Origin of the sequence: Roseburia sp. 1XD42-34 (genome assembly GCF_009917385.1) — a bacterium.
Classification (GTDB): domain Bacteria; phylum Bacillota; class Bacilli; order Bacillales; family Amphibacillaceae; genus Virgibacillus.
In genome coordinates this window covers 69066-92628 of sequence record NZ_QWLJ01000013.1, presented here as the reverse complement: position 1 = coordinate 92628, position 23563 = coordinate 69066, and the positions used below count along the sequence as shown (strand labels likewise).

The window sequence follows — 23563 nt, the reverse complement described above, 5'->3', positions numbered from 1 at the left end:
AAATGGAGAGAGATAAATGAGAGCATTATATGATTCAAAAAGTAAGACGATGGATGATCAAGGTATAAAAAAACTTTTTACCCAAGAGGAAAAATATAAAACGTGGTTATTATTTGAAGCTGCTTTAGCAAAGGCACAAGCTGAATACGGATTTATCCCCCAAAAAGCGGCAGATGATATTAACCAAGCAGCTAAAATAGAAAATATCGATTTTGCAGAAATGGAGCAAATATATAAAAAAATAGGACATGGCTTTGTCCCTTTTTTAAAGGTATTCGTAAAAGCTTGCCCAGAAAATAGTGGGAAATATGTTCATTATGGAATAACAACACAGAATATACAACAAAGTTCACAACTTTATATTCTAAAAAAAGCACATCATCAGTTTATGAACATAATTGGTAAAATTTTAGGTAATTTAAGTGCTTTGGCATATGAGAATAAGGATACGGTCATGCCTGGAAGAACCCATGGGAGACATGCGATTCCTATTACATATGGGTATAAGGTTTCGGTATGGATCAGCGACTTTATTCAGTGCTATGAACGCATGGCAGAAGCAGAAAAAAGAGTTTTTAAAATCATGATGGGAGGAGCTGTAGGTACATTTAGTTCGATGCCGGAAGTGGGCATGCAAGTACAAGCCCGGGTTGCCGAGTTAGTAGGAATGTATCCGATGGAAGTTCCTTCAAGAAATATAAATACACATAAATTAGAGTATATGATGAACTTGTCGTTGCTAGCCAATATTTGCCATAAAATAGCCGAAGAAGTATATAGTACAACATTGGAAGAAATAGCGGAGGTTTCAGAAGGATTTAGTAAGGGTACGATCGGCAGCAGTACCATGCCACATAAAATTAATCCAAAATTAGCTAAAGGAATAATTGCAAACTCGCAAAAACTGTATTCTTTACCTGGAGTCGGAATGTATTCAGCAGTACGTCCATATGAAGGAGATAGCAGCTCCTATATGCTATTCGATGGTTTGCTTGAAGAAGCCATGGAATTAATTACGGAGGTTTTATTACGATGTGAGGAATTAACAAGGACGATAATTGTTCATAAGGACAGGATGCTGCATAATGTTTTACGTAACAAGGGATTAGATAATAGTGAGTATGTGATGATGAAATTAGCAGAAAAACTGGGGAAAGATCAAGCACATTCACTTATGTATGAAATTGCCATGAAGACGGCCTCTGAGGGTGAAGATTTCTTTACTAATTTAAAAGCAAATGAAAAAATTGCTAATGACTTTACGGATGAAGAGATTAAAGCGATGATCGATCCGAGAAACTATATTGGTCTTTCCGTTACCATAGCAGAGAATGAAGCCAATAGAGCAAAAAAAGTGAAAGAAGAAATATTAAAAAAGTATAACTAATGGATAACGCTCCTTTTCAGCATAAAGGCTGAGAGGGAGTTTTTGTATAATCATAATTATATTTATGCATCTAACGTACGTATAATGCTCCTATCTCATATAACTTGGTGGTAGAACTGATAAATGCAATATAAATGTAAATTCCTGGATAAGAAAAGGCTACGTTTGATTCATTGCAACACAACGCCAATTTTTCAACAGCGTCTAAAGAATCTTTTATCTACTGTATAAAGGAGAAAATCCATCCTGAAGCTTTTGTTTCATTATAACTGGTAGGAAGATTTTAAAATGGTATACTAAATCGTAGTAATTTGATTAAAGGGATAGACAAGTACAGTAAATATTGGAATGGATTGAGGAATGAAATATGTTGAACTTTTTAGATAACTATGAAGAGATGACAGCAAGTGAACGGAAGGTTTTGAATTATATTGTAGAAAATATGGATATTATCCCCTACATGAGGATAAATGATTTAGCAGAAACTATCTATGTATCGAAAACAGTGATCATTAATCTTGCACAAAAACTTGGTTATAGCGGATACAAGGAATTAAAATATTATATCAACCAATCTGTAAAAGATAAGACGCTTCAACAAAAAAAGAATGATTTATCGTACCGTGATAGACTAGATCAAAGTATTAAAAAAACATTTTCCCTTGTTAGTGAAGAAATGCTTCAAAATTGTGCTAAACAAATACAAGCATCGGAAAATGTATTTATTATGGCTAGAGGTACTAGTAAGGCAGTAGGTTACTATTTAGAGCATCTTTTGTTATCAATCGGAATTCAATGTATTTTTATAAAAGATTATAATCTATCTGAGTTATTTACGAACTTTGTAGCCAAAAACGATATGGTAATATTTATTTCAATGTCAGGAAATACAAAAAAGATCGTTAATACAGCTAAAAAAGTACATTTTAAAGACGCAAAAATAATTAGTATTACTTCTTTTCAAACAAATGAATTAACTAAATATACAAATGATAATTTATATTGCTACTCTGATAACAACGATACAAAGAAAAATGACAAAATATCTCGGATCGGATTTTTCTTAATAGTTGATTTATTGATTAATGAATTAATACGTTTAAATGGTGACTAATCTTACTAAAGTTAGCCTGCAATAAACTTCCTTACGATACTATAATTATAATGGCTACAAGCAATAACTTCGTTCGGCTGTTGTTTTATGAGTATGTTAGATAAATGAAGGAGCTTTAAAGTAGGAAGGTCATCAGGTTTAAACGGTTATTCCTCAAGCAACTAGCAAATGGCTTGACGTGAACCTTAGGATACGTGAAGGATCCAACAACTTATGTCCGATGCTGTTAAAAGACCTTTTTAGGCTATACCCTTAGTAGTGCTAAACAAGTTGAGGGGAGAAAGAAAACCCCCTTTGTTTGAGACTTCACTTTATTTCAACGTTTTTTATACATAAATTGGTGCTTAATTGATACAATAAGCTATATTAAAGAAAAGGACTCATTTCATAAAGATAAATTCTGTTTCGAGCTAAGAAGTAACAAGAGGTTTCTATCCCTTTACCCAGAGGTTATCATAATTTGATTTTTGTTGAGAATAAACTGAAATTAACATCGTTTTTATTCAGATTATCGATAAATATTACGTTATGCTATAGTATTATGAAGAAGTAAAAAAATTCAAGTGCACGGTAGTACCTTTATTGAACATGGTAGCTCGTGTTGTTTGGGAAGGGGGGGAGTTTTTGCAAATAGACATATTTTCTTATTTGCTAAGCTTTATATTAGTTTTAAATATCGCGTTAGGTGTTTCCATTATCTTTTTGGAACGTAAAGACCCAACCTCAACTTGGGCTTGGCTAATGGTATTGTTGTTCATTCCAATTTTAGGATTTATATTGTACTTGATTTTTGGCAAACCAATTAGTAAACGGCGAATTTTTACATGGGACACGAAAAGCAGATTGGGGGTAAAGGCAGCTGTCCAATCCCAGTTACGCGCTCTTGAAGAAGGAACATTTGAATTTAAAAATAATGAAATCGCTGAATATGAAGATTTATTTTATTTACATTTACGTAATGACGATGCTATTTTCACACATGATAATGAAGTGGAAATTTATACTGATGGTACAGAGAAATTTGAGGCATTAATGAGGGATTTAGAAAAAGCGAAAGATCATATTCACTTGTTATACTATATTATTCGTAGTGATCAGCTTGGTCAACGCATTGCAGATATTTTAATAAAAAAAGCAGAAGAAGGACTAGAGGTCCGTGTGCTGTTTGATGATATGGGCTCACGCTCATTAAAGCGAAAATATATTAAACGGCTTCGTAAGGCAGGAGTAGAAGTGGAAGCTTTTTTTCCACCCAAAATACCAAAGATTAATTTTAAAATAAACTACCGAAATCATCGTAAACTAGCTATTATTGATGGCAAAATAGGCTATATTGGTGGCTTTAACATTGGTGATGAATACTTAGGGAAAAATAAAAAGTTTGGATATTGGCGTGATACGCACTTACGCATTTATGGAGATGCAGTACGTCAAATGCAGACACGATTTATCTTGGATTGGAACCAGGCTTCCCGTAATGATATTTTATACGAAGATCGTTATTATAGTGCTGACCCAGTGGGACATGTCGGTGTCCAAATTGTTTCTAGTGGACCAGACTCTGAATGGGAGCAGATTAAAAACGGGTATATTAAAATGATCATGACTGCCAAGGACTATGTCTATATTCAAACTCCTTACTTTATACCTGATGAAAGCTTACGCGATGCATTACGAATAGCTTCTTTATCAGGCGTTAATGTTAGAATTATGATTCCAAATAAGCCGGATCACCCTTTTGTATATTGGGCAACATTGTCTTACATAGGTGATCTGTTAGAAGCTGGGGCAGAAGTCTTTATTTACCAAAATGGCTTTTTACATGCGAAAACGATCGTTGTAGATGGCAAAATAGCTTCTGTCGGAACGGCAAATATTGATGTTCGTAGTTTCCGTTTAAACTTTGAAGTTAATGCTTTCTTATATGATCGTGAGTTGACACAACAATTGGTATCAAAATTTGAAGAAGATATGCTATTGTCTACACAGATGACGGCTATATTATATAAACAACGATCTTTAGGCATCCGATTTAAAGAGTCTATTTCACGACTCATTTCTCCGGTTTTATAAGGGTAATCTACACACAGTAGGAGTGGCTCATCTCCTAATGGATGTTAGTACAAATATGAACGAAAGTCTTTTGAACGAATTGGGCAATCAGAGACCGTAAACTCTCACTCGGATAAGCTCTATCACTCTATAAGTGAAAATATGGCACTTACGTATGTGATAAATTACTTTTAGGAGGAGTAAAATGGAAAAAAGAACTTGCACGAATTCCTTAGCTGTAAAAACATCTTATGTATTGCCACCAGATACGAATACGTATGGCACTTTGTTCGGCGGAAAGCTGATGGCGTATATGGATGACGTTGCTGCAATTGCTGCATCCAGACATGCTCGTACGCCTGTTGTTACTGCCTCCACCGATTCGGTCGATTTTTTAGCCCCTGTTAAAGAGGGGCATTCCATTTGTGTGGAAGCATTTGTTACTTGGACACATCATACCTCAATGGAAGTGTTTGTTAAGGCGGTAACGGAAGATTTGCGAACGGGGAAAAGGCAAGTTTGTTCAACAGCGTTTCTGACGTTTGTGGCAATAGACGAAGAGGGCAAGCCTAGACCGGTTCCAAGTGTGTTTCCAGAGACAGAACATGAACAAAAGCTTCATGCATCAGCAGCAGAACGGGCTGAGCATAGAAAGCGGCGACGGGAGCAGTCAAAAGAATTTGCTGAAGTTTTTGGCACAGATTACCCATGGAATCAAACGCGATTCTAGGTTAAAATGGAAGGATAACAAATAATAAGAAGTTTCATTTTTTATGGGTTCTAACTACTATTGAATGATGGCGTAACTTGGTGAAAGCTTCGGTCTGTACACAATCAATGACAGCCGTTTTTCATGTGTGTAGACAAAAAATAGAATAATAACATGAGAATATGGATGCCTACGCAACCAGATAGTCTAACCCCCGTATAACTGGTAGTAGATCTCTGATGTGAAACCTAGAGGTGAGGGGGAGGGGGCAACTGTCATGCTAACGCCCGTTTCTGTTCAGAAGCGGTTAGGTTATATGCTGGTGGAAACAATCAGGGGGGATAGAAGAAATCTCCATTGACGAAGGATTACTTTATTTTGAGGAGGAGATTGATAGCGAACTATTTTTATTATTCTAAAAGTGATGCATGTTTATGATGTGGTACGATGCACATCGTAGACAAAAGGAGGAACAAGTAGTGGAATTACTAGAGAAATTGGTAGGAGAAGTAAATAATGTATTAGGGACGTATGTTTTAATCACTGTATTACTCGGATTAGGTGTATGGTTTACCATTAAAACAGGATTTGTGCAATTTCGGTACTTTCCTGAAATGTTTCGGGTGATTTTGGATAAACGAACGATAAGTGCTGCCGGTAAAAAGGGTACTTCTTCGTTTCAAGCGTTTGCTATTAGCGCTGCATCAAGAGTAGGGACCGGGAATATGGCTGGAGTAGCAGCAGCTATCGCAGCTGGAGGTCCAGGTGCTGTGTTTTGGATGTGGGTCATTGCTTTAGTTGGCGCTGCATCAGGATTTGTAGAAAGTACACTAGCACAAGTGTATAAAGTGCCTCATGAGAATCAATATCGTGGTGGTCCAGCTTATTACATGGAAAAAGGGCTAAAGAGTCGTTGGCTTGCTGTGGTATTTGCGATTACAATAACGTTTACGTATGGATTAGTGTTTAACTCTGTTCAATCGAACACAATCAGTTTAGCGTTTGAGAACCAATTTGCAATTGACAAAAATATTATTGCAATTATTTTATTTGTATTTACAGCTGTCGTTATTTTTGGGGGGTTAAAAAGTATCGCGAATGTATCCCAAGTTATTGTACCGGTGATGGCTATTTTATACTTGTTTTTATCGATATATATTTTAATCGCAAATATTACTGCAATTCCAGATATGTTTGCCTTTATTTTTTCCAATGCATTTGGAATTCGTGAAGTTGCTGGTGGTGGTTTTGGTGCAGCTATTTCCTGGGGGATTAAACGCGGTTTGTTTTCCAACGAAGCAGGTATGGGAAGTGCGCCCAACGCTGCAGCAACAGCAGAAGTTACGCACCCCGCTAAACAGGGTCTGATTCAGGCTTTAGGTGTATTTTTTGATACGATTTTAATTTGTAGTGCAACGGCGTTCGTTATTATTACAGCAGGTGGCTTTGAAGGAAGTAAAGCAGATGGAATCCAGCTAACGCAAAATGCTTTTGCCTTTCACTTTGGTGATTGGGCAGGCGGTTTCATTGCTGTTGCCATTTTACTATTTGCGTATAGTTCGATTTTAGGAAATTATTATTATGGCGAAACGAATATTACGTATATTCGAGACAGTAAGATAGGATTATTTTTATATCGGATTGGGGCTTTGGTCATGGTGGCATTTGGAGCCATAGCCTCCTTTGATTTTGTATGGTCGTTAGCCGATTTAACTATGGCGATTATGGCTTTGATTAACTTGTATGCCATAGCCAGATTGTTTAAAATTGCTAATCAAGTGCTTCAGGACTATCGTAGGCAGCGGAAGCAAGGGAAGGATCCGGTCTTTTACCGCGATGTATTAGATAACCAGGATGGTATTGAATATTGGGGAAGAGATCAAGCGGATCACTCTAAATAAGGTATCATTGAAACAGGAGCGCATTCTATAGAATGCGCTCCGCTTATAAAAATAAGATTTAATAGGAATAATTACTATTAAATCTTATGCATCGTGTAAAATAAATGAATGTCACAGCCGAGAATATGCTGCAAAGATTTTAAAAACGGTTTGTTAACATTCCGGCTCGACATCGTCAGCAGAAACATGCTCTTCTGCCCAGTGTTGAATTTCTTGAATGACTGGGGCTAATGCCTTGCCTTTTTCTGATAGGGAATATTCAATGCGTACAGGGAATTCGGAGTAGACATCCCTTGTGACAATTCCTTCTTTTTCTAGCATTTTAAGTCGGTCAGACAACAAGCGGCCGCTGATCGGCAAATCAGCTTCCATTTCAGAAAAGCGCTTCTTTCCTTTAAGTAAGTCAAACAGAATTAGCCCGACCCATCTTGTGCTTAATAGCCCCATAGCTTTTTCAAAACGTGGACATAAATGATCCATTCATTATCACCTCAATTGGTATCAATTCCAATAAATTAACAGTTATTACGAAAAGTAACTTGTTTATAGAGTAGCATATTTTATATGTTGCGTAAAGTTAGCAATTAGGCCTTTGTCTGGCTTATAATTAGTTGGACTTTGGAATTTTTCATGAAGTTGTGAAATAATAATGGTATATATAATTTTATTAAAATGGAGGTAGACAATGGTTACGCAACAAATTCAAGAAAAATATGCAGAGTTGGCACTCCGCACAGGAGTTAATTTACAAACAGGGCAAGCTTTAATGATTAATGCACCAATAGAGGGGGCAGATTTTACAAAAATTGTTGTGCGCAAAGCATATGAAATGGGGGCAAAGGATGTACATATTAATTGGGTGGACGATGAACTTACACGATTAAAATTTGAATATGCTCCAGACGAAGTGATTGCTCATTTTCCAGAATGGAAAGTAATGTTGCATAATAGCTTTGCTGAAGATGGAGCAGCAATCTTGAATATTCGTTCGACGAACCCCGATTTACTGCAAGGCATTGCTCCTTCTCGAGTGGCAATAGCGAATAAAGCAGGGGCAGAAGCAATGAAAAAATTCCGGGAATATACGATGAATGACAAAATTGCTTGGTCGATTATCTCCATCCCTACAGGAGATTGGGCACAAAAGATTTTTCCGGGTAAGTCACGAAAAGATGCTATTGATAGCCTTTGGGATGCAATTGTAAAAATTGTGCGAGTAGATCAGGAAGATCCTATTGCTGCTTGGGAGACACATAATGAGTCTTTGCGTGTAGCAAGGGAAATTCTAAATAAGAAAAATTATCAGAAGCTAATTTTTAAAGCGCCAGGAACAAATTTGGAAATGGAGCTTCCAGAGGGGCATATTTGGAAAGGGGGCTCTGCACAAACAGAGGACGGTGTTACCTTCAATCCAAATATACCTACGGAAGAAGTGTTTAGCTTACCGCATAAGTATGGTGTAAACGGTACAGTAGCAAGTACGAAGCCGCTGAATTATGGAGGTAGCTTGATCGATCGCTTTCAATTAACGTTTAAAGATGGAAAAGTAGTTGATTTTAAAGCAGAGCAAGGACAAGAAACGCTAGAACACTTATTAAATATCGATGAAGGCTCCAAGCGTCTTGGTGAAGTTGCTCTTGTCCCTCACGAATCTCCCGTCTCACAGTCTGGGTTAATTTTCTACAATACATTGTTTGATGAGAATGCTTCATGTCATATAGCGCTTGGTAAAGCTTACCCAACGAACTTAGAAGGTGGTTCCAACATGAACCAGGAAGAGTTGGATCGGCATGGAGTGAATGATAGCCTTAGCCATGTGGACTTTATGATTGGGTCGAAACAGCTTGATATTGATGGTGTGTTTGCAGATGGTACAACAGAGCCAGTATTTCGTAATGGGACGTGGGCATGGAAAACGAATGAATAAAAAAGATTTTCAAAAGGCGGGAAAATTAGCAGTTCATATTTTTTTCTGTCCGCTTTATTCCTTTTTAAACGTAAAAACAGCAACTACTCCGTTTATACGGTTACGGAAGGGTTGCTGTTGTTTGTTATCCCAATATATAATTAAGATGAAGACTTCCACAGCGATCCTCACCGAGGTAAAGTCCAAGCGGATAATGAGAAGGACCCGATTGTAAGTCAAATGGTCATTTGACCTTTATCTCATACCAGTCAAGGAAGGGTAAAAATTCATTAAAAAGATTCATCATTATAAAAAACCATTTTTCGTTAACACAGCCTTGATTTTCGTATAATTAAATGTGTCTGGAAGGGATTCCTTTAAAGGTTTTAGCTTCGGTTCTTCTAATTCTTTACGAGTAGTTAAAATGGCTTCCTCTTCCTGAGAAGTGAAAAATACTTCCCATGCGATTGGATACCCTTCCTTAAATGCTTTAAATAAATGATTTTCAATTGTTTGGGCAGAAAGCTCCCGAATAGCTGCAACGTCTTTGATCGCTTTCCCTGATCGAAATAGCTCATAACTGATTAAATGGCTTGATCGGTCATCCTGTTTGTGAACAGACTTCTTTGCTGGTCTTGGCTTTTGAATCGGAATCACTTGCTGTGCGCCAGGATGTTCCCCGCGCCACTTTTGAATAACAGTTAAAAAAGCTTCTCCATATTGATCGAATTTTCTTTCGCCAACCCCTTTAATCAATAGCATCGCTTCTTTGGTAGTCGGAAAATATCTACTTAATTCCTTTAACGTGACATCTGAAAATAAAATGTAAGGCGGTACATTTTGTTCCTCAGCCAGTTGTTTTCGCAATTGTCTTAGAGCAGTAAATAAATCTTCATGATAATCTGCTGTTTGATTTTCCGGAATAGGAGCGGTAAACATCCAGACTTTCCTTTTCCCCTTTAAAACGTCGACGGATTGCTGATTCAGTTTTAGCGTAGGGAACTTTCCTTCCTCGGTCGCCAACAATTGCTCAGCAATTAAAAACTGGATCCATTCGGTAAGCTCCCTTTCTGTATAAGCGGAAAGTATGCCATATGTGGATAAAGTATGCAACCGAAATTGTTTGATTTTTTTATCTTTAGATCCTTTCAACACTTTGGCAGTCATTCCAACACCAAATTGTTCGCCCATTCGTTTGACGCAGGAGAGGATTTTTTGCGCTTCTTCTGTCATATCGACTTTCTCTTGACGTTCTACACAATTACTGCATCGTCCACATTTCGTTTCGGTGGGAGCATGGAAATAATCTAGAATATAAGCTGTTAAGCAACTATGCGTGTGGCAATAATTGGTCATTGCCTGTAATTTTCGGTACTCTGCTTGTTTACCAGGTTCGTCCATATTGGATTGTTCAATTAGAAATTTTTGCAACTGAATATCCTGTGGTGAAAATAACAGAATACAATCACTTGCTTCTCCATCTCTACCTGCTCTGCCTGCTTCCTGATAGTATGATTCAATATTCATCGGCATGGCGTAATGAATGACAAAACGAACGTTTGACTTATCAATTCCCATTCCAAATGCATTCGTTGCTATCATTAGCTGTTTTTCGTCATGAATAAAGGCAGATTGTGCTCTTTTTCTCTCCAATTCTGTTAAACCAGCATGATACTTTGCTACAGAATAACCTTGAGCTTCCAACTGATCGTAAAGCGCATCTGTCTGTTTTCTTGTAGCTGTATAAATAATACCAGAGTCTGATTTTCGTTCGTGTAAAAAAGAAGCAATATAATTGCGCTTTGCTTTTCCTTTTACGACATGAAACGCTAAGTTTTGCCGTTCAAAACCTGTATTCACCACATTTTCAATATGTAACTGCTGCTGAATATCTTGAATCACTTCTGTAGTTGCTGTTGCCGTTAAAGCCATCACCACTGGCTGACGGGGAAGCTTTTCCAACTGCGGAATGATCGAGCGATAACTAGGGCGAAAATCATGCCCCCATTGAGAAATACAATGGGCTTCATCAAAAGCTATTAGGGATATTCGTATGCGGCGTAACACACGCATAAAAAAGCTAGACTCAAATCGCTCAGGAGCCACATAGACAAACTTATATCTCCCTAACGAAATATCTCGTAAACAGGTCTGTTGTTGCTCTTTAGATAAAGTACTATTAATATACGTAGCCGTAACCCCTAAAGCTTGTAATGCATCTACTTGATCTTTCATTAATGAGATGAGTGGAGAAATAATAATCGCCGTTCCTTCTAAAGCTAACCCGGGAATTTGGTAGCAAAGTGACTTTCCACCTCCTGTAGGCATAACAGCAAGAATGTTTTTCCCATTTATAATAAAGTCAATTGTTTCTTTTTGACCTGGACGAAAATGTTGGTAACCAAAATAGGTTTGTAATAGTTTTTCTTCACGTGCGCCCATTTTCGATTTCCTCCTTTACCTCATCCATCTTAACATATTTTGCTTCATGAATAAGTAGTAGTGATAGATTAGAAATAAAGTAAGACATTAATCAGTGGTGGTTTTCTTGTTCCTTTACTGACAGGATTAGAACAAAGGCTAAAAATGATCAATTACCTTGAAAAGAGAAACACTTCTTCTGTGTACAAGCCTCTTACAAACCACAACTTGTAGGTCTAACAAATCGGGGATTAAGGTGCCGCTATGCTTGTAACTGCTTGGCAATACCCTCTTTTCTTAAAGAGGGCTTTTATTTGTAACTTTACATTTGGGATAAAAGGGGCTGATATGTTACTCTACCTCTTTGTTATTGCTTCCGTATTCTCGACAGTGCCCACCCAATTAAACCTCCTATTACAGCAGGAAACAGCCACCCTAAGCCAATATTTGAAAAGGGAAGTAATGCCATATATTCAGAAGCAACAGACAGTTGTACGCCTAATTCTTGTAATCCATCATATAAGCTAACAATACTTGTAAAAAGGATAGCGCCTCGATAAACAGCCTGTGTATTTTTGAACAGTGACCGCATGAATGTAAGGATGATTAAGACGATAGCGATCGGATACAAAAATACAAGTACAGGGACGGAAAAGCGAATAATCGTATTTAGACCTTGGTTCGCGATGATAAAACTTGCTAGTGTAATAATTGCAGTCAGCCACTTATAGGATAGAGGACTGATTTTTGAAAAAAATTGAGAAGCAGCAACGACAAGCCCTACGGACGTTGTGAAACATGCCAATGTAACGATAATTCCTAATAATAACGTACCAGATGTACCAAATATTTGTGTAGCTGCTTGAGATAATATTTCTCCACCATTTGTAAATGTATCCCCATTTGGCATTTTGGCACTAATCCATCCCATCGTTGCATAAACTGTAGCTAGTCCAACTCCGGCAACTGCTCCAGCTTTTAAGGTTGCTTTGATGATTTCTTTTTTTGTGGATAACCCCCGCTCCTTAAAAGTTTGTACAACAATAATACCAAATGCAAGTGCAGCAATTGCATCCATCGTTAAATATCCTTCAATAAACCCTGTGAAAAAGGGGGTTTGGGCATATTCTTCGGAAGCCGAGGATAGTGGTTGGTCAAATAAAATGAACCCACCAATGACTAGGGCTGCAATAGAAAGTAATAGGATAGGTGTTAGTAGCTGTCCAATTCGATCAACCATCTTGGATGGGTTTAAGCTAACTAAAAGAACCGCGAGAAAAAATATACTTGTAAATAACCATAAAGTCCATGATGTCGTTTCATTCAAAAGCGGCTCCATGCTCATTTCATAACCAACTGTAGCTGCTCTTGGAATTCCAAAGAATGGGCCAATTGCTAAATAAACGAGGCAGGTAAAGATCAGACCAAATAAAGGATGAACATCATTTCCTAGTTCTCTGGCGTCGTTTTTTACATATGAAATCGCTGTAACAGCTAGGATGGGTATTCCAATCCCAGTAATTACAAATCCTGCAATAGCAGGGAAAAAAGATGTACCTGAAGATACACCTAGTACAGGTGGGTAGATTAAGTTACCAGCACCGAAGAATAAAGCAAATAACATAAAACCAATAATAAATGTGTCTTTTTTCATTTTGTTCCCTCCGTATGTATAGGCCGTACCTTTCATATAAGCAAAGCAAAGGTTCTATTTTTGTGAATTAACAGACAATAACAATAATGCAATAATGCTACCCCATTGCCAGCAAAAAATGGAAAAGACAATATAATCTGAATTTTCCGCGCTTTATAGTCGGTAGTTTGAAAATATAACAAAGCAGTCATTATCTTAACAGTAAACGGTTTTCTATGTCAACGAACATAAAAGAAAAGGTTATAAAATCCTCGTTACATTCACCATGAGATATGTGTACTCGGTATATGCGAATTTCAACTAACTTATGAAATTTAAAACTCCATGTAATACCAAAGTTGGATCACATCATGAAAAGAAAAAAAGTTTGCAATTATATGTTTTAAGACTTATTTGTTTAAAACTGTTTACATTCTTCCTTTTCGCCTTTAAAATGTTTTTAGCTTATATTTCATTTTCCCGTTTTTAAAAGATGCTCGAAAGACTTGAATATCGTTCTATGTTTTGACCCTAAGGTAAATGAAAAGCAAACACGTACTATTTGTAGCTGGTTTACAATTTAGACCAAAGTTTCAAGAAAATGGGTTTACAACTCTATTTATAAGCAGTTAATTCTTCTGCTCCTTCAATTTAAAAGCGATAGTTAAGAGTGTTACGATTGGAGGAGCAGTGCTATACCTCCAATTAACTGGAGTTTTGCCGAAATTATTTTATTCAAGGAGGTATAACATGGTACCATCATTACTATTTGAAATCATGCTAATAGGTCTTCTAGGGATTGGCTCACAATGGATCGCGTGGCGTTATCGCATGCCTGCGATTGTCGTAATGTCAATAACAGGATTGTTGGCAGGACCTATTTTGGGCTTTTTAAATCCTGAAGAAGACTTTGGCAGTTTATATAGTCCGATTATTTCCGTTGCAGTAGCAATTATATTATTTGAGGGGAGTTTAAATTTAAGCTTTAAAGAATTACGAGGACTTGGTAAACCCGTATTCCGTATTTCAACGGTCGGGGCGTTTATTGCTTGGATTCTAGGTTCTTTAACAGCACATTATATTGCTGGTCTTTCTTGGGCTGTCGCCTTCGTTATTGGTGGTTTATTTATTGTTACCGGTCCAACCGTTATTATGCCGCTTTTGCGTCAATCAAAATTAAAAGCCAGACCAGCAAAAATTTTAAAGTGGGAAGGCATTATTGTTGATCCAATCGGTGCATTGCTCGCAGTCTTTGCCTTTGAAATCATTACCTTTTTAACAGCGTCAGATCCTGATGTAGCCAAGCTACTATTATTCTTTGCCGCTTCTATATTTGCTGCCATTTTTGGCTGGGCATGCGGACGGGGAATTGGCTGGATGTTTGAAACCGGCCATATACCAGAATTTTTAAAGTCGCCTGCTGTAGTAATTGTAGTTATTCTCTGTTTTACAATAGCTGATGAAATCGTTCATGAAACTGGGCTCTTATCTGTTACAGCAATGGGAATAACCCTGGCGAATATGGGGATTAGTTCTATTTCCGATATGCGTCATTTTAAGGAGAATATTTCGATTCTGCTTATCTCGACAATCTTCATTATGTTGACAGCTTCTCTACAATTAGAAACGTTGTTGCACATATTCAGTCCAAATATTATTGGCTATGTGCTGCTTATGATGTTTATTGTACGCCCATTATCTATTTTCCTTTCCACAATTGGAACCAGCTTATCATTGAATGAAAAAGCACTAGTTGGTTGGATTGCTCCAAGAGGGATTGTGGCATTAACGGTTTCTGGTTATTTTGCCGGAGTTTTAGCAGAACAAGGCTATGAAGATGCACAAATTTTAACCACGCTCACCTTTGGGCTTGTGTTCTTTACCGTTGTGGCACATGGTTTTTCTATCGGCTGGTTGTCGAAGAAATTGCATCTGTCCATGGAAGGAAGACCTGGGGCAATTATTGTGGGGGCAAATCGGTTTACGGTAGAATTAGCCAAATCTCTTTCAAAAGCAGATTTTCCGGTTATTATTGTGGATTCTTCGTGGGAAAAGCTGCGTCCTGTACGAGAGGCAGGCATTAACTTCTATCACGGGAATATCTTGTCTGAACAGACAGAATATAATTTAGATACCATTCCATACGAATATTTATTGGCAGCAACGGATGATCACGCATTTAATTCATTAGTGTGTACGACCTTTATGCCAGAGTATGGAAGAACAAATGTGTTTAAAATAAGTCCATACGATCAATTGAGCAGTGATTCCATTGAAGTTGTATCAAGAGTAGGTGGTCGGATTCTGTTTGATAAGAAATTTACGATGGAAGATTTACTCGATAAATTAGGTAACCACTACGTATTTAGACAGACAACATTAACCTCTCAATATAATTACAAACAATATCTAGCGGATAAAGATGATTCGACCGTATTTCTGTATTTGATTAAGCCATCTGGGCAACTGAAGTTTTATTCGGAAGAAATGCGGACAGTCCCCGCTGTAGGAGATCGAATTGTCAGTTTGACACCAGCAAATAAAGAGAAAGCGAAAATCCAAGCAAAGCTGGAAACACAGCGTAATGGTCAATCGAAAGAAGGAAGCTAATAAGGCTTCCTTCTTTCGATTATACCGTTTGCAATTGGGCAGTAAGGTCTGAACCTAACAAGTCAACTGCTCTATGTTCAGCTAAAAATAGTGAGTGATAAAGCTTGTGCTGATGGATCACTTTATACAAGGCGCTTCATAGTGCTTCATAGTATTAGGACATGTCCTAATATGTATTTAGTTCATCCAACTGCCGATGGACTTCGGCCATTTCCCCTTCTAAGCGAATGAGTTGTTCCTCCGCTGAGGATACTCTCCCCCGTACATACTCCAGCTTATCTAAATCACCTTGGATTCGTGCGTAGTCTGATTTTAATTCATCCAGTTTATCCTGTAATTGTTTTCGAGTCATCTCCATATCCCTCCTCATCCCTAGTGTAACGAAAATGAACTCTACATAACAGGGAAAATAAAGTATATTATAAAGAATTATTGCGAGGAGGGCTGTTAAATGGAAGCTCAATTTACAAAGTCATTAGATCGTTACTTGGGCATTGTAGAAGAGGAACTGTTAAAAAAAGAAGCGTGTAATAATTTAATGCTCGGCATTTTAGAACGTTTGCAACGAGAGCAGGGGAACTGTTATTTGGGGTGGGTGGAAAAGGATGGACGATTACTTTTGCCGTTTTTACGTACACCACCACATAATTGGGTACTCCCTGATTTGAAAGGTGATTTGAATAAAGAGGTGGTACAATGTATGGTGGAGCAGATACGGAATGGAGGATGGGAAGTTCCTGGTGTCATAGGTCCAGAATCGTACGCTACTAAATTTGCAGAGGAATGGGGAAAGCTTACAAACTGTACTGCCTCCATACATATGCGCGAACTTATTTATCAGCTAAATGAGGTGAAAAGATACCCCCAGCAACCTGGAGAATTAATGGTTGCAAAAGAGCAAGATCTTTCTTTATTAATAGATTGGTTACAGCAATTTGGTAAGCAAGCTGGCGAAGATATCTCTTTACAACGTGCAGAGCAAATAGCAAGACGGTTTATTACGGAGCAATCTGCTTTCTTTTGGCGGGTAAATGACCAACTTGTGTCCAAGGTTAATCGATCAAGAACGACCAGGAATGGAGCTACTATCAATGCCGTGTTTACACCAGACCGCTTTAAAGGAAATGGCTACGTTACAAATGCAGTTGCAGTATTAAGCCAACAGTTGCTTAATAAAGGGTATCAGTTTTGTAGCTTGTACACAGATGTATCCAACCCGATTTCTAATTATATTTGTCAGAAAATTGGCTACTATAAAGTTGGATCCGCAATGGTGTACGCATTTCAATGTAGTTAAAGAAGCTTGCTTTGAAGAAGATAGTTAAACGGATTTAAAAAGATTTGTTTTCACTTACTAACGAGAAGTTATGTTAGTCAAATAAGGGTTCATTTAAATTCCTGTTGGAACCTACGCTCTTCCTACTGGACTTCGCCTTGTAGAATGGAAGAACAGTTAAACCATCAATGAACCTGCATAGGAACAATTCAAGCAAAGAATAGCAGTTCTTGCAATCAGTTATACGTAGGACAACCGTGTTGAAACAAAAAAGCGAGGTCTGTTTAATCAGCTCTCGCTATAGATGTTTTAAATAAGCGCATCTTCTTTATTTTTTTTGGAATCTACATATGTTTGATAAAAATGAAGAATGATCGTTTTAATTACTGCGTAGAATGGGACCGCAAACAGAATACCTAAGAAGCCAGCGATACTTCCAGCCGCCAAGATAACCGTAATTACCGTTAGTGGATGTAAATCTAGTGCACGCCCCATCACATTTGGCGAAATTAAATTACTTTCTATTTGCTGGGCTGCAATCATTACTAATGCTACCCAAACAACCATAAGTGGCTCCTGAAAGGCTCCAACGATTAATGCAGGGATGACAGCAATAAACGGACCCGCAAATGGAATAACATTCATAACCATCGCAAATAATGCAAGTGTCAGAGAGTAATTTAAGCCGATAATTAAGTAGCCGATAAACAATAAAACTCCTACAGCGAAGCTGACAATTAATTGGCCTTGGATGAAAGAAGTTAATGTAGCATCGAGTTTAGAAAGTAATGCACGTATATTGGCTGCCTTTTTTCTGGAAAAAATTTGCGTAATGAATGGTACTAGCTTTTCTCCGTCCTTTAACATAAAGAATAGGAAAAAAGGAACAAGAACTAATGATGTAACAAAGCCGATAATTTGCCCGATAAACCCAAACAGATAATTGAGCACACTGTCAATATGGGATTGTAAATTATTGGTAAAATCGTTAATTGCCTTATTCACTTGATCAGGAATAGCTGTTTGATTAGATTGCCATAAGGAAATCATATCCTGTGCCCAGTCTACCATTTTTGGAACATTATCAATTAAATTGCGGAATTGTTGTTGCGCAATCGGCGCAATATACATATATACAAATACACCAAGCAGTATCATCACGACAAAAACAAGAACTATCGAAATAATCCGATTGATTTTTAGACGTTCAAAAAAATACATTAAAGGTTTGGTTAAGTAGTAAAGGATACCAGCACCGATAATAGGTACTGCTACAGAACCAACTATTTTTATAAAGGGAAAAAATATAAAGTCTGTTACCGAGATTAATAGAATTAAAGTGAAAGCTAAAATAAAAAACACAAAAAATTGAAACCAGCGTTTATTTACCACGTGCATCCCTACTTTCCCGAGTTCATATATCATTATTTTACTTGTTTATGCTAAAAATAGAAAGTAAATCTTGTAATCGAAAGAAACTAACATACGTTGCTTTTATCCAGTAGACTTGGATATTATGTATAAGAGTCTTATATAGTAATGTGCTAATATTAAGAAATACGTACGATTGTTAGTTATCACGCAAAAAGGGTGTTTTCTAAAAATAACTGTCTAAAGACCACAAGATGATGTAGTTTTTTTACAAAATCACCATATACTATATTTTGTATCAAACATGGCCAAGTGACCTTTTGGGAGTAAACTAAATGTCTGAAAGCAAAAAACGTTTTATACTATATTAGTAAAGTTTAACCATTTTCCAGCGGATGTAAACATGAAAGGGTTGCCATAGAATAATTAGTGAAAATATGCTAAAATTCGTATAGTATGAAGGTAACAAAGAAAAACTGACTGATTGCAGTGAACTATTAGTCGGCAGCAGCGAGGAACTTCGATGATTGAATGAAAATGATAGGAAACTCCTCGTTTAGATAAAAATGTTGGAGGATAAGTGAATGATGAGCTGGGAACGTACTTTTGAAAAGTGGAATTCATATCAAAATCTAGAACTGAATTTAAAACAGGAACTGACACAACTGAAAGCAGATCCTGTCACATTAGAAGACGCTTTTTATAAAGAATTAACCTTTGGTACTGGTGGCATGCGGGGGGTTATGGGAGTAGGAACAAATCGCATGAACGTTTATACGATTCGCAAAGCCGTAAGTGGTCTAGCAAACTATTTGCTTGAGCACACTGTAAATGTAAAGGATCGTGGCGTTGTCATTGCTTATGATTCGAGGCATATGTCGAAGGAGTTTGCTTTAGAAACAGCTAAAGTATTGGGTGCTTACGGAATTACCGCCTATGTATTTTCTTCTTTAAGACCTACACCTTTATTATCGTTTGCTGTACGTTATTTAGGCACCGTTTCCGGTGTAATGATTACAGCTAGCCATAATCCACCGGAGTATAATGGCTTTAAAGTATATAACGAAGATGGAGGGCAAATTACACCGAATCAAGCCTCAGAGATTATTGCGTATATTAATCAGGTAGAGGATGAGTTATCTGTTCCTTATTTGGAACAGGACGAATTAGAAGAGCACGAGTTAATTAATTGGATCAAAGATGAAATTGATAATGCTTATTTAGATAAGCTGCAGGGCATTTCAAAATGGTCAGCAGATGAAATGGCTAAAGAAAAGACGATGCCAATTGTGTTTACTCCGTTACATGGAACTGCGTCTCAGCTCGTACCTAAAGGGTTAAAACAGTTGCATTTTACAAATGTTCACGTGGTAAAGGAGCAGGCAATTGCAGATCCAGAGTTTTCAACGGTTGCTTCGCCTAATCCTGAGGAACACCAAGCATTTACGATGGCTATTGAACAAGGTAAACAAACCAATGCAACCATTCTACTTGCTACAGACCCAGATGCAGATAGGTTAGGTGTTGCAGTGAAAAACAATGCAGGTGATTACCAAGTGTTGACGGGAAATCAGCTTGGGGCATTGATGTTAGATTATCTCTTAGCTCATAGTGACAAAGCGCTGTTACGAAGCGGGCGCATGATTAAGACAGTCGTTACATCTGAGTTAGGTAAGGCAGTTGCTGATTACTATGGTATTAAGACATTGAATACATTAACAGGTTTTAAATTTATCGGTGAGAAAATTAGAGAGTTTGATAGCACAGGTGAATCCTTTGTTTTTGGTTATGAAGAGAGCTATGGGTATTTAATTAGCAGCTTTGCTCGTGATAAAGATGCAGTACAAGCTTCGATGATTGCTTGTGAAATGGCGTACTACTGGCAGCAACAGGGCAAGACACTTTTAGATGCTTTATATGAACTATTTGCTCGCCATGGTTATTATTTTGAAAATACGCAATCTATTACCCTAAAAGGAAAACAAGGCTCAGAAAAAATTCGTATGATTATGGATTATGTGCGTAATGAGCCATTACAAAATTTTGGGGGTCTGGAGGTAGAACTAATAGAAGATTATTTGGCCGGTACAAGGAAATTGAAAGATGGGCAAGTCGAAAATATTGACCTGCCCAAAGAGAATATGGTGAAGTATATTTTGGAACAGGATTGTTGGATTTGCTTACGCCCGTCTGGAACAGAGCCAAAACTTAAATGTTATTTTGGAGTACGTGGAACGAGTAAAGCGGATAGTAAACATAAATTGGCAACATTACGAGCTTCTATGGATAAAATGTTGCAAGCGACCATTGAGGTGTAGTCTAGTAAATTAATAGTTGACATTTCTTCTTAGAAGATGTTTAATAATAAAGTGATTTTATTCCTATAAATAATTGTTCAAGAGATTATTTCTTGTTATGTAGTATCTTTACGATTAAGTCTTTTGAACTAGTTTTTATAAAGGGGAGTAGCTGTACAATTTTAGTCGTCATTACGAGATCATTCTCCGGCTGAATTGGCAACGACCGTTGTTAGCGAGACCTTTACCAATCCTGGTAAGGGTCTGTTTTTTATTGGTTCTTACCGATTGGTAGGAACCTTTTTTTATAGCTTAGCGACACAATGTATTATTTTTGGCTAATGTGGGCGAGCTATAGCACGGTTTTTCCTAACTGGAAAAGTTTCGATCGCCATAGTTGAAGGAGAGGATAAGGAATGGGCGTTGATTTACTGATCGAATATTTATGGGTGTTAGTTGTGCTGATTGGTTTAGAAGGACTGTTGGCAGCAGATAATGCGCTTGTGTTAGCGATTATGGTGAGGCATTTACCTGAAAAACAGCGTAAAAAAGCATTATTCTACGGGTTAGCTGGTGCGTTTGTTCTCCGGTTTGGATCATTATTTGTTATTTCATTTTTAGTTGATGTTTGGCAGGTACAAGCACTCGGTGCGCTTTACTTACTATTCATATCTATGAAGCATTTATATGCCCGATTTAAACCGACAAAAGGGTTAGAAGAAGACGAGCAGACAAAGGAGAAAAAGGGAAGCGGTTTTTGGATGACCGTGTTGAAAGTTGAGTTTGCTGACCTTGCTTTTGCAGTCGATTCAATCTTAGCTGCTGTAGCACTAGCCGTTGCTTTGCCAGCAACAGGATTAGGACATATAGGAAGTCTGGATACAGGACAGTTTTTAGTGGTGTTTGCCGGTGGTATGATTGGGTTAATTATTATGCGATTTGCGGCAAATATATTTGTAGGATTGTTGAATAAGCGACCTGGTTTAGAAGTGGCTGCTTTTGTTATTGTTGGCTGGGTTGGTGTGAAGCTTAGTTTGATTGTACTTGCACATGAAGATATCGCACTTATCCCACATGATTTTCCTCATTCAACCTTATGGAAGGTCATATTCTATGTGGTACTTGTAGGAATTGCTGTCATTGGTTGGTTCTCCTCAAGTGATAAGAAGGCTACAGTAAAAGTCGAAGAGCGCGTAAAGGATTCAGAGAAATAAATCGAAAGACTGCTTCTATGCTTCCATCCAATGTTAGAGAAATTGGACGGAAGCATTTTTTAAAGCACAAATCAACTACGTTCCTGTTAGATGCCATTAGGACATACCCTTTTGGCACCATCCATTAGCTGGTGATTACCTCATTATTGAGATGCTTCACTGTTATTGTTTTTCGATAGTCATTTTATAATTGTCTGGTATAATATTTGCCTTTTTTGCTTCTAAAAGATATTTCTCCGCTTCTGTATAAGTTTCAAATATCATCTCTTGTTCATTTACAGCAATAATAGCTCGTACCTGATTATGTCCAATTGCAACTATTCGATACATGCAACCTCTCCCTTTACTTGTTGAAGATGATACTGTCTCCATTTTACCTTGCATGGAACTGGCAGCAAGACCCGCCCTTCCATGTTATGAAGGGAAACCTAGGAAAATGGGGGTAACTGCTAGCAATGCTCCATTCTGTACAAAGGCGATTCATACCCTAGTGGTAGTAACAACCAGTGGATGAAAAGCCTCAACCATATGAACAAAGACGCGGGCGTCCGTTTAACAACGTAGGAGCAAAGCAACTAAAGTTTTAGGAATCATGGTGAGGATACGAACCAATGACGCCTTATCGTAGGGCGATTTCGCGAAGTCGCATCGTTGCTGGACTCATGCGCAGTACGTTGCTATTCGGTTATTTTGTTACCCCCAAGCACCTCATTTTATACTTTCTTATCTTATAAAAAAGCCGAAAAGGTTTGCTTCCTTTTCGGCTTATGTCCAAGCGCTAATGTCTCGACATTCCTGCCAATTCATGTATCTATACAGCTTGTAGAATTATTACTACATAGCCTATGTCATGATGGAAATCCCAATCAACAAATATATCCTCCATTTGTTGCTTTAAAATCGATTCCAAATATTCTCTGTCCATAATATTTTTTTCCAGCTTGCGTTTAGAAAGTCTTAGCTCTTCTTCAAAGCCGGAGGAGATGAGCTCTTTCTCAATGGTAACGAGGATATCCTCTCGCTTCGATACAATAGTTCGCTCATTTAAACGAACAGACTCAATATTGCGAGGTGCTTTTTGTGCCTTTTCTGTAAAGCGTTCTATCTCCTGATGAATTCCTGCCCTTTCTTCGTCTGAAAGCGAGCAGGAGTTGTTCGTTATATGTGTTGCTTTTATTTCCGCAAATAGAATGCCGCTTTTGTTTGTTAAATTCCAATCATAATAAAGTTGTTGGATAGTAATTCCGAATTCATTTTGCCATATCCTTTTTAACTCCGGATTACATTTATTCATGACGACATCTCGTGCTTGTTCTACTTTTATGTTTTGTTTTTGTTCGAGTAACACATTCTCCATCGGAGTTATAAAGTCTTTCAGATAAATCGTTAAATAGGAATGGGCTAAGGATACATATAATGCCCCGGGCCCTTTACCGAAATAGCTTCTTAATAGTTTACCAGTTGCACTGGCAATGGAAGCTTCTGTTGACTTTACTTTTGTTTTCACTTAGAGTCATCCTTTTTTGGAGGAACACACCTTTTTTTGTATTCCCTTTTTTTAGTATATCATTACCACATAGACAGTGACAAGAAACCTCCCTATTACAGTTATGTAAAAAAACTTAACATTATATGCGAATTGTGATAGATTCTTAGTAACAATTTTGATGTG

Annotated in this window: 17 protein-coding genes; 10 read left to right on the top strand and 7 right to left on the bottom strand. The window is 37.5% G+C overall.

Annotated elements, in window-relative coordinates; all coding sequences use genetic code 11:
• Positions 1–16: 16 nt before the first annotated feature.
• The 5 genes from D1839_RS09710 to D1839_RS09690 all read left to right on the top strand — a co-directional run bounded on the left by D1839_RS09710 (position 17) and on the right by D1839_RS09690 (position 7163).
• On the top strand, positions 17–1387 hold the full coding sequence (locus D1839_RS09710) for a class-II fumarase/aspartase family protein (RefSeq protein WP_120379706.1): 1371 nt from the start codon (positions 17–19) through the stop codon (positions 1385–1387).
• 367 nt (positions 1388–1754) lie between these two features.
• Positions 1755–2501: a MurR/RpiR family transcriptional regulator gene (locus D1839_RS09705; RefSeq protein ID WP_120379705.1), complete on the top strand. Its 747-nt coding sequence runs from the start codon at positions 1755–1757 to the stop codon at positions 2499–2501.
• Between the two features lie 624 nt (positions 2502–3125).
• Positions 3126–4574, top strand: coding sequence for a cardiolipin synthase (gene cls, locus D1839_RS09700; protein WP_286164769.1), 1449 nt, complete (start codon positions 3126–3128; stop codon positions 4572–4574).
• Between the two features lie 184 nt (positions 4575–4758).
• Positions 4759–5283, top strand: a complete 525-nt coding sequence (locus D1839_RS09695; RefSeq protein ID WP_120379704.1) for an acyl-CoA thioesterase — start codon at positions 4759–4761, stop codon at positions 5281–5283.
• 458 nt (positions 5284–5741) lie between these two features.
• Entirely contained in the window at positions 5742–7163 is a 1422-nt protein-coding gene (locus D1839_RS09690; protein WP_120379703.1) for an alanine/glycine:cation symporter family protein, read from the top strand.
• 153 nt (positions 7164–7316) lie between these two features.
• On the opposite strand, the gene D1839_RS09685 is transcribed toward D1839_RS09690, so the two are convergent.
• A complete protein-coding gene (locus tag D1839_RS09685; RefSeq protein WP_120379702.1) occupies positions 7317–7643 on the bottom strand; it encodes a winged helix-turn-helix transcriptional regulator in 327 nt (108 codons plus the stop codon).
• A 205-nt stretch (positions 7644–7848) separates the two neighbouring features.
• Between D1839_RS09685 and D1839_RS09680 the strand changes: the two genes are divergently transcribed.
• A complete protein-coding gene (locus D1839_RS09680; protein WP_120379701.1) occupies positions 7849–9090 on the top strand; it encodes an aminopeptidase in 1242 nt (413 codons plus the stop codon).
• A gap of 285 nt (positions 9091–9375) precedes the next feature.
• Here D1839_RS09680 and recQ read toward each other — a convergent pair whose 3' ends face one another.
• Together recQ and brnQ are read right to left on the bottom strand one after the other, a co-directional pair.
• Positions 9376–11511 carry a DNA helicase RecQ gene (gene recQ / locus D1839_RS09675; protein ID WP_120379700.1) on the bottom strand — a complete coding sequence of 712 codons (2136 nt, stop codon included), beginning with the start codon at positions 11509–11511 and terminating at the stop codon, positions 9376–9378.
• A gap of 346 nt (positions 11512–11857) precedes the next feature.
• Complete coding sequence (brnQ, locus tag D1839_RS09670) at positions 11858–13144, bottom strand: branched-chain amino acid transport system II carrier protein (RefSeq protein WP_120379699.1); 1287 nt, start codon at positions 13142–13144, stop codon at positions 11858–11860.
• Positions 13145–13873: 729 nt separating this feature from the next.
• Here brnQ and D1839_RS09665 point away from each other — a divergent pair.
• Positions 13874–15733: a cation:proton antiporter gene (locus D1839_RS09665; RefSeq protein ID WP_120379698.1), complete on the top strand. Its 1860-nt coding sequence runs from the start codon at positions 13874–13876 to the stop codon at positions 15731–15733.
• A 166-nt stretch (positions 15734–15899) separates the two neighbouring features.
• Here D1839_RS09665 and D1839_RS09660 read toward each other — a convergent pair whose 3' ends face one another.
• Positions 15900–16085: an SE1832 family protein gene (locus D1839_RS09660; protein ID WP_120379697.1), complete on the bottom strand. Its 186-nt coding sequence runs from the start codon at positions 16083–16085 to the stop codon at positions 15900–15902.
• A 99-nt stretch (positions 16086–16184) separates the two neighbouring features.
• Here D1839_RS09660 and D1839_RS09655 point away from each other — a divergent pair, with 99 nt between their 5' ends.
• Positions 16185–17030 carry a GNAT family N-acetyltransferase gene (locus D1839_RS09655; RefSeq protein WP_120379696.1) on the top strand — a complete coding sequence of 282 codons (846 nt, stop codon included), beginning with the start codon at positions 16185–16187 and terminating at the stop codon, positions 17028–17030.
• Positions 17031–17318: 288 nt separating this feature from the next.
• On the opposite strand, the gene D1839_RS09650 is transcribed toward D1839_RS09655, so the two are convergent.
• A complete protein-coding gene (locus D1839_RS09650) occupies positions 17319–18401 on the bottom strand; it encodes an AI-2E family transporter (protein WP_120379720.1) in 1083 nt (360 codons plus the stop codon).
• 563 nt (positions 18402–18964) lie between these two features.
• On the opposite strand from D1839_RS09650, the gene D1839_RS09645 reads away from it, so the two are divergent.
• A complete protein-coding gene (locus D1839_RS09645; protein WP_120379695.1) occupies positions 18965–20698 on the top strand; it encodes a phospho-sugar mutase in 1734 nt (577 codons plus the stop codon).
• 395 nt (positions 20699–21093) lie between these two features.
• Complete coding sequence (locus D1839_RS09640) at positions 21094–21891, top strand: TerC family protein (protein WP_120379694.1); 798 nt, start codon at positions 21094–21096, stop codon at positions 21889–21891.
• A 162-nt stretch (positions 21892–22053) separates the two neighbouring features.
• Here D1839_RS09640 and D1839_RS09635 read toward each other — a convergent pair whose 3' ends face one another.
• Positions 22054–22221 (bottom strand): hypothetical protein, encoded by a 168-nt coding sequence (locus D1839_RS09635; RefSeq protein ID WP_158589634.1) that lies wholly within the window; start codon positions 22219–22221, stop codon positions 22054–22056.
• 481 nt (positions 22222–22702) lie between these two features.
• Entirely contained in the window at positions 22703–23398 is a 696-nt protein-coding gene (locus tag D1839_RS09630; RefSeq protein WP_120379693.1) for a Na-translocating system protein MpsC family protein, read from the bottom strand.
• Positions 23399–23563: the final 165 nt, after the last annotated feature.

Coding starts and splice junctions, on each gene's coding strand:
- D1839_RS09665 (WP_120379698.1), top strand. CDS start 13,874: ATGGTACCATCATTACTATTTGAAATCATGCTAATAGGTCTTCTAGGG.
- D1839_RS09660 (WP_120379697.1), bottom strand. CDS start 16,085: ATGACTCGAAAACAATTACAGGATAAACTGGATGAATTAAAATCAGAC.
- D1839_RS09680 (WP_120379701.1), top strand. CDS start 7,849: ATGGTTACGCAACAAATTCAAGAAAAATATGCAGAGTTGGCACTCCGC.
- D1839_RS09685 (WP_120379702.1), bottom strand. CDS start 7,643: ATGGATCATTTATGTCCACGTTTTGAAAAAGCTATGGGGCTATTAAGC.
- D1839_RS09710 (WP_120379706.1), top strand. CDS start 17: ATGAGAGCATTATATGATTCAAAAAGTAAGACGATGGATGATCAAGGT.
- D1839_RS09655 (WP_120379696.1), top strand. CDS start 16,185: ATGGAAGCTCAATTTACAAAGTCATTAGATCGTTACTTGGGCATTGTA.
- recQ (WP_120379700.1), bottom strand. CDS start 11,511: ATGGGCGCACGTGAAGAAAAACTATTACAAACCTATTTTGGTTACCAA.
- D1839_RS09635 (WP_158589634.1), bottom strand. CDS start 22,221: ATGTATCGAATAGTTGCAATTGGACATAATCAGGTACGAGCTATTATT.
- D1839_RS09695 (WP_120379704.1), top strand. CDS start 4,759: ATGGAAAAAAGAACTTGCACGAATTCCTTAGCTGTAAAAACATCTTAT.
- D1839_RS09645 (WP_120379695.1), top strand. CDS start 18,965: ATGATGAGCTGGGAACGTACTTTTGAAAAGTGGAATTCATATCAAAAT.
- D1839_RS09640 (WP_120379694.1), top strand. CDS start 21,094: ATGGGCGTTGATTTACTGATCGAATATTTATGGGTGTTAGTTGTGCTG.
- D1839_RS09705 (WP_120379705.1), top strand. CDS start 1,755: ATGTTGAACTTTTTAGATAACTATGAAGAGATGACAGCAAGTGAACGG.
- brnQ (WP_120379699.1), bottom strand. CDS start 13,144: ATGAAAAAAGACACATTTATTATTGGTTTTATGTTATTTGCTTTATTC.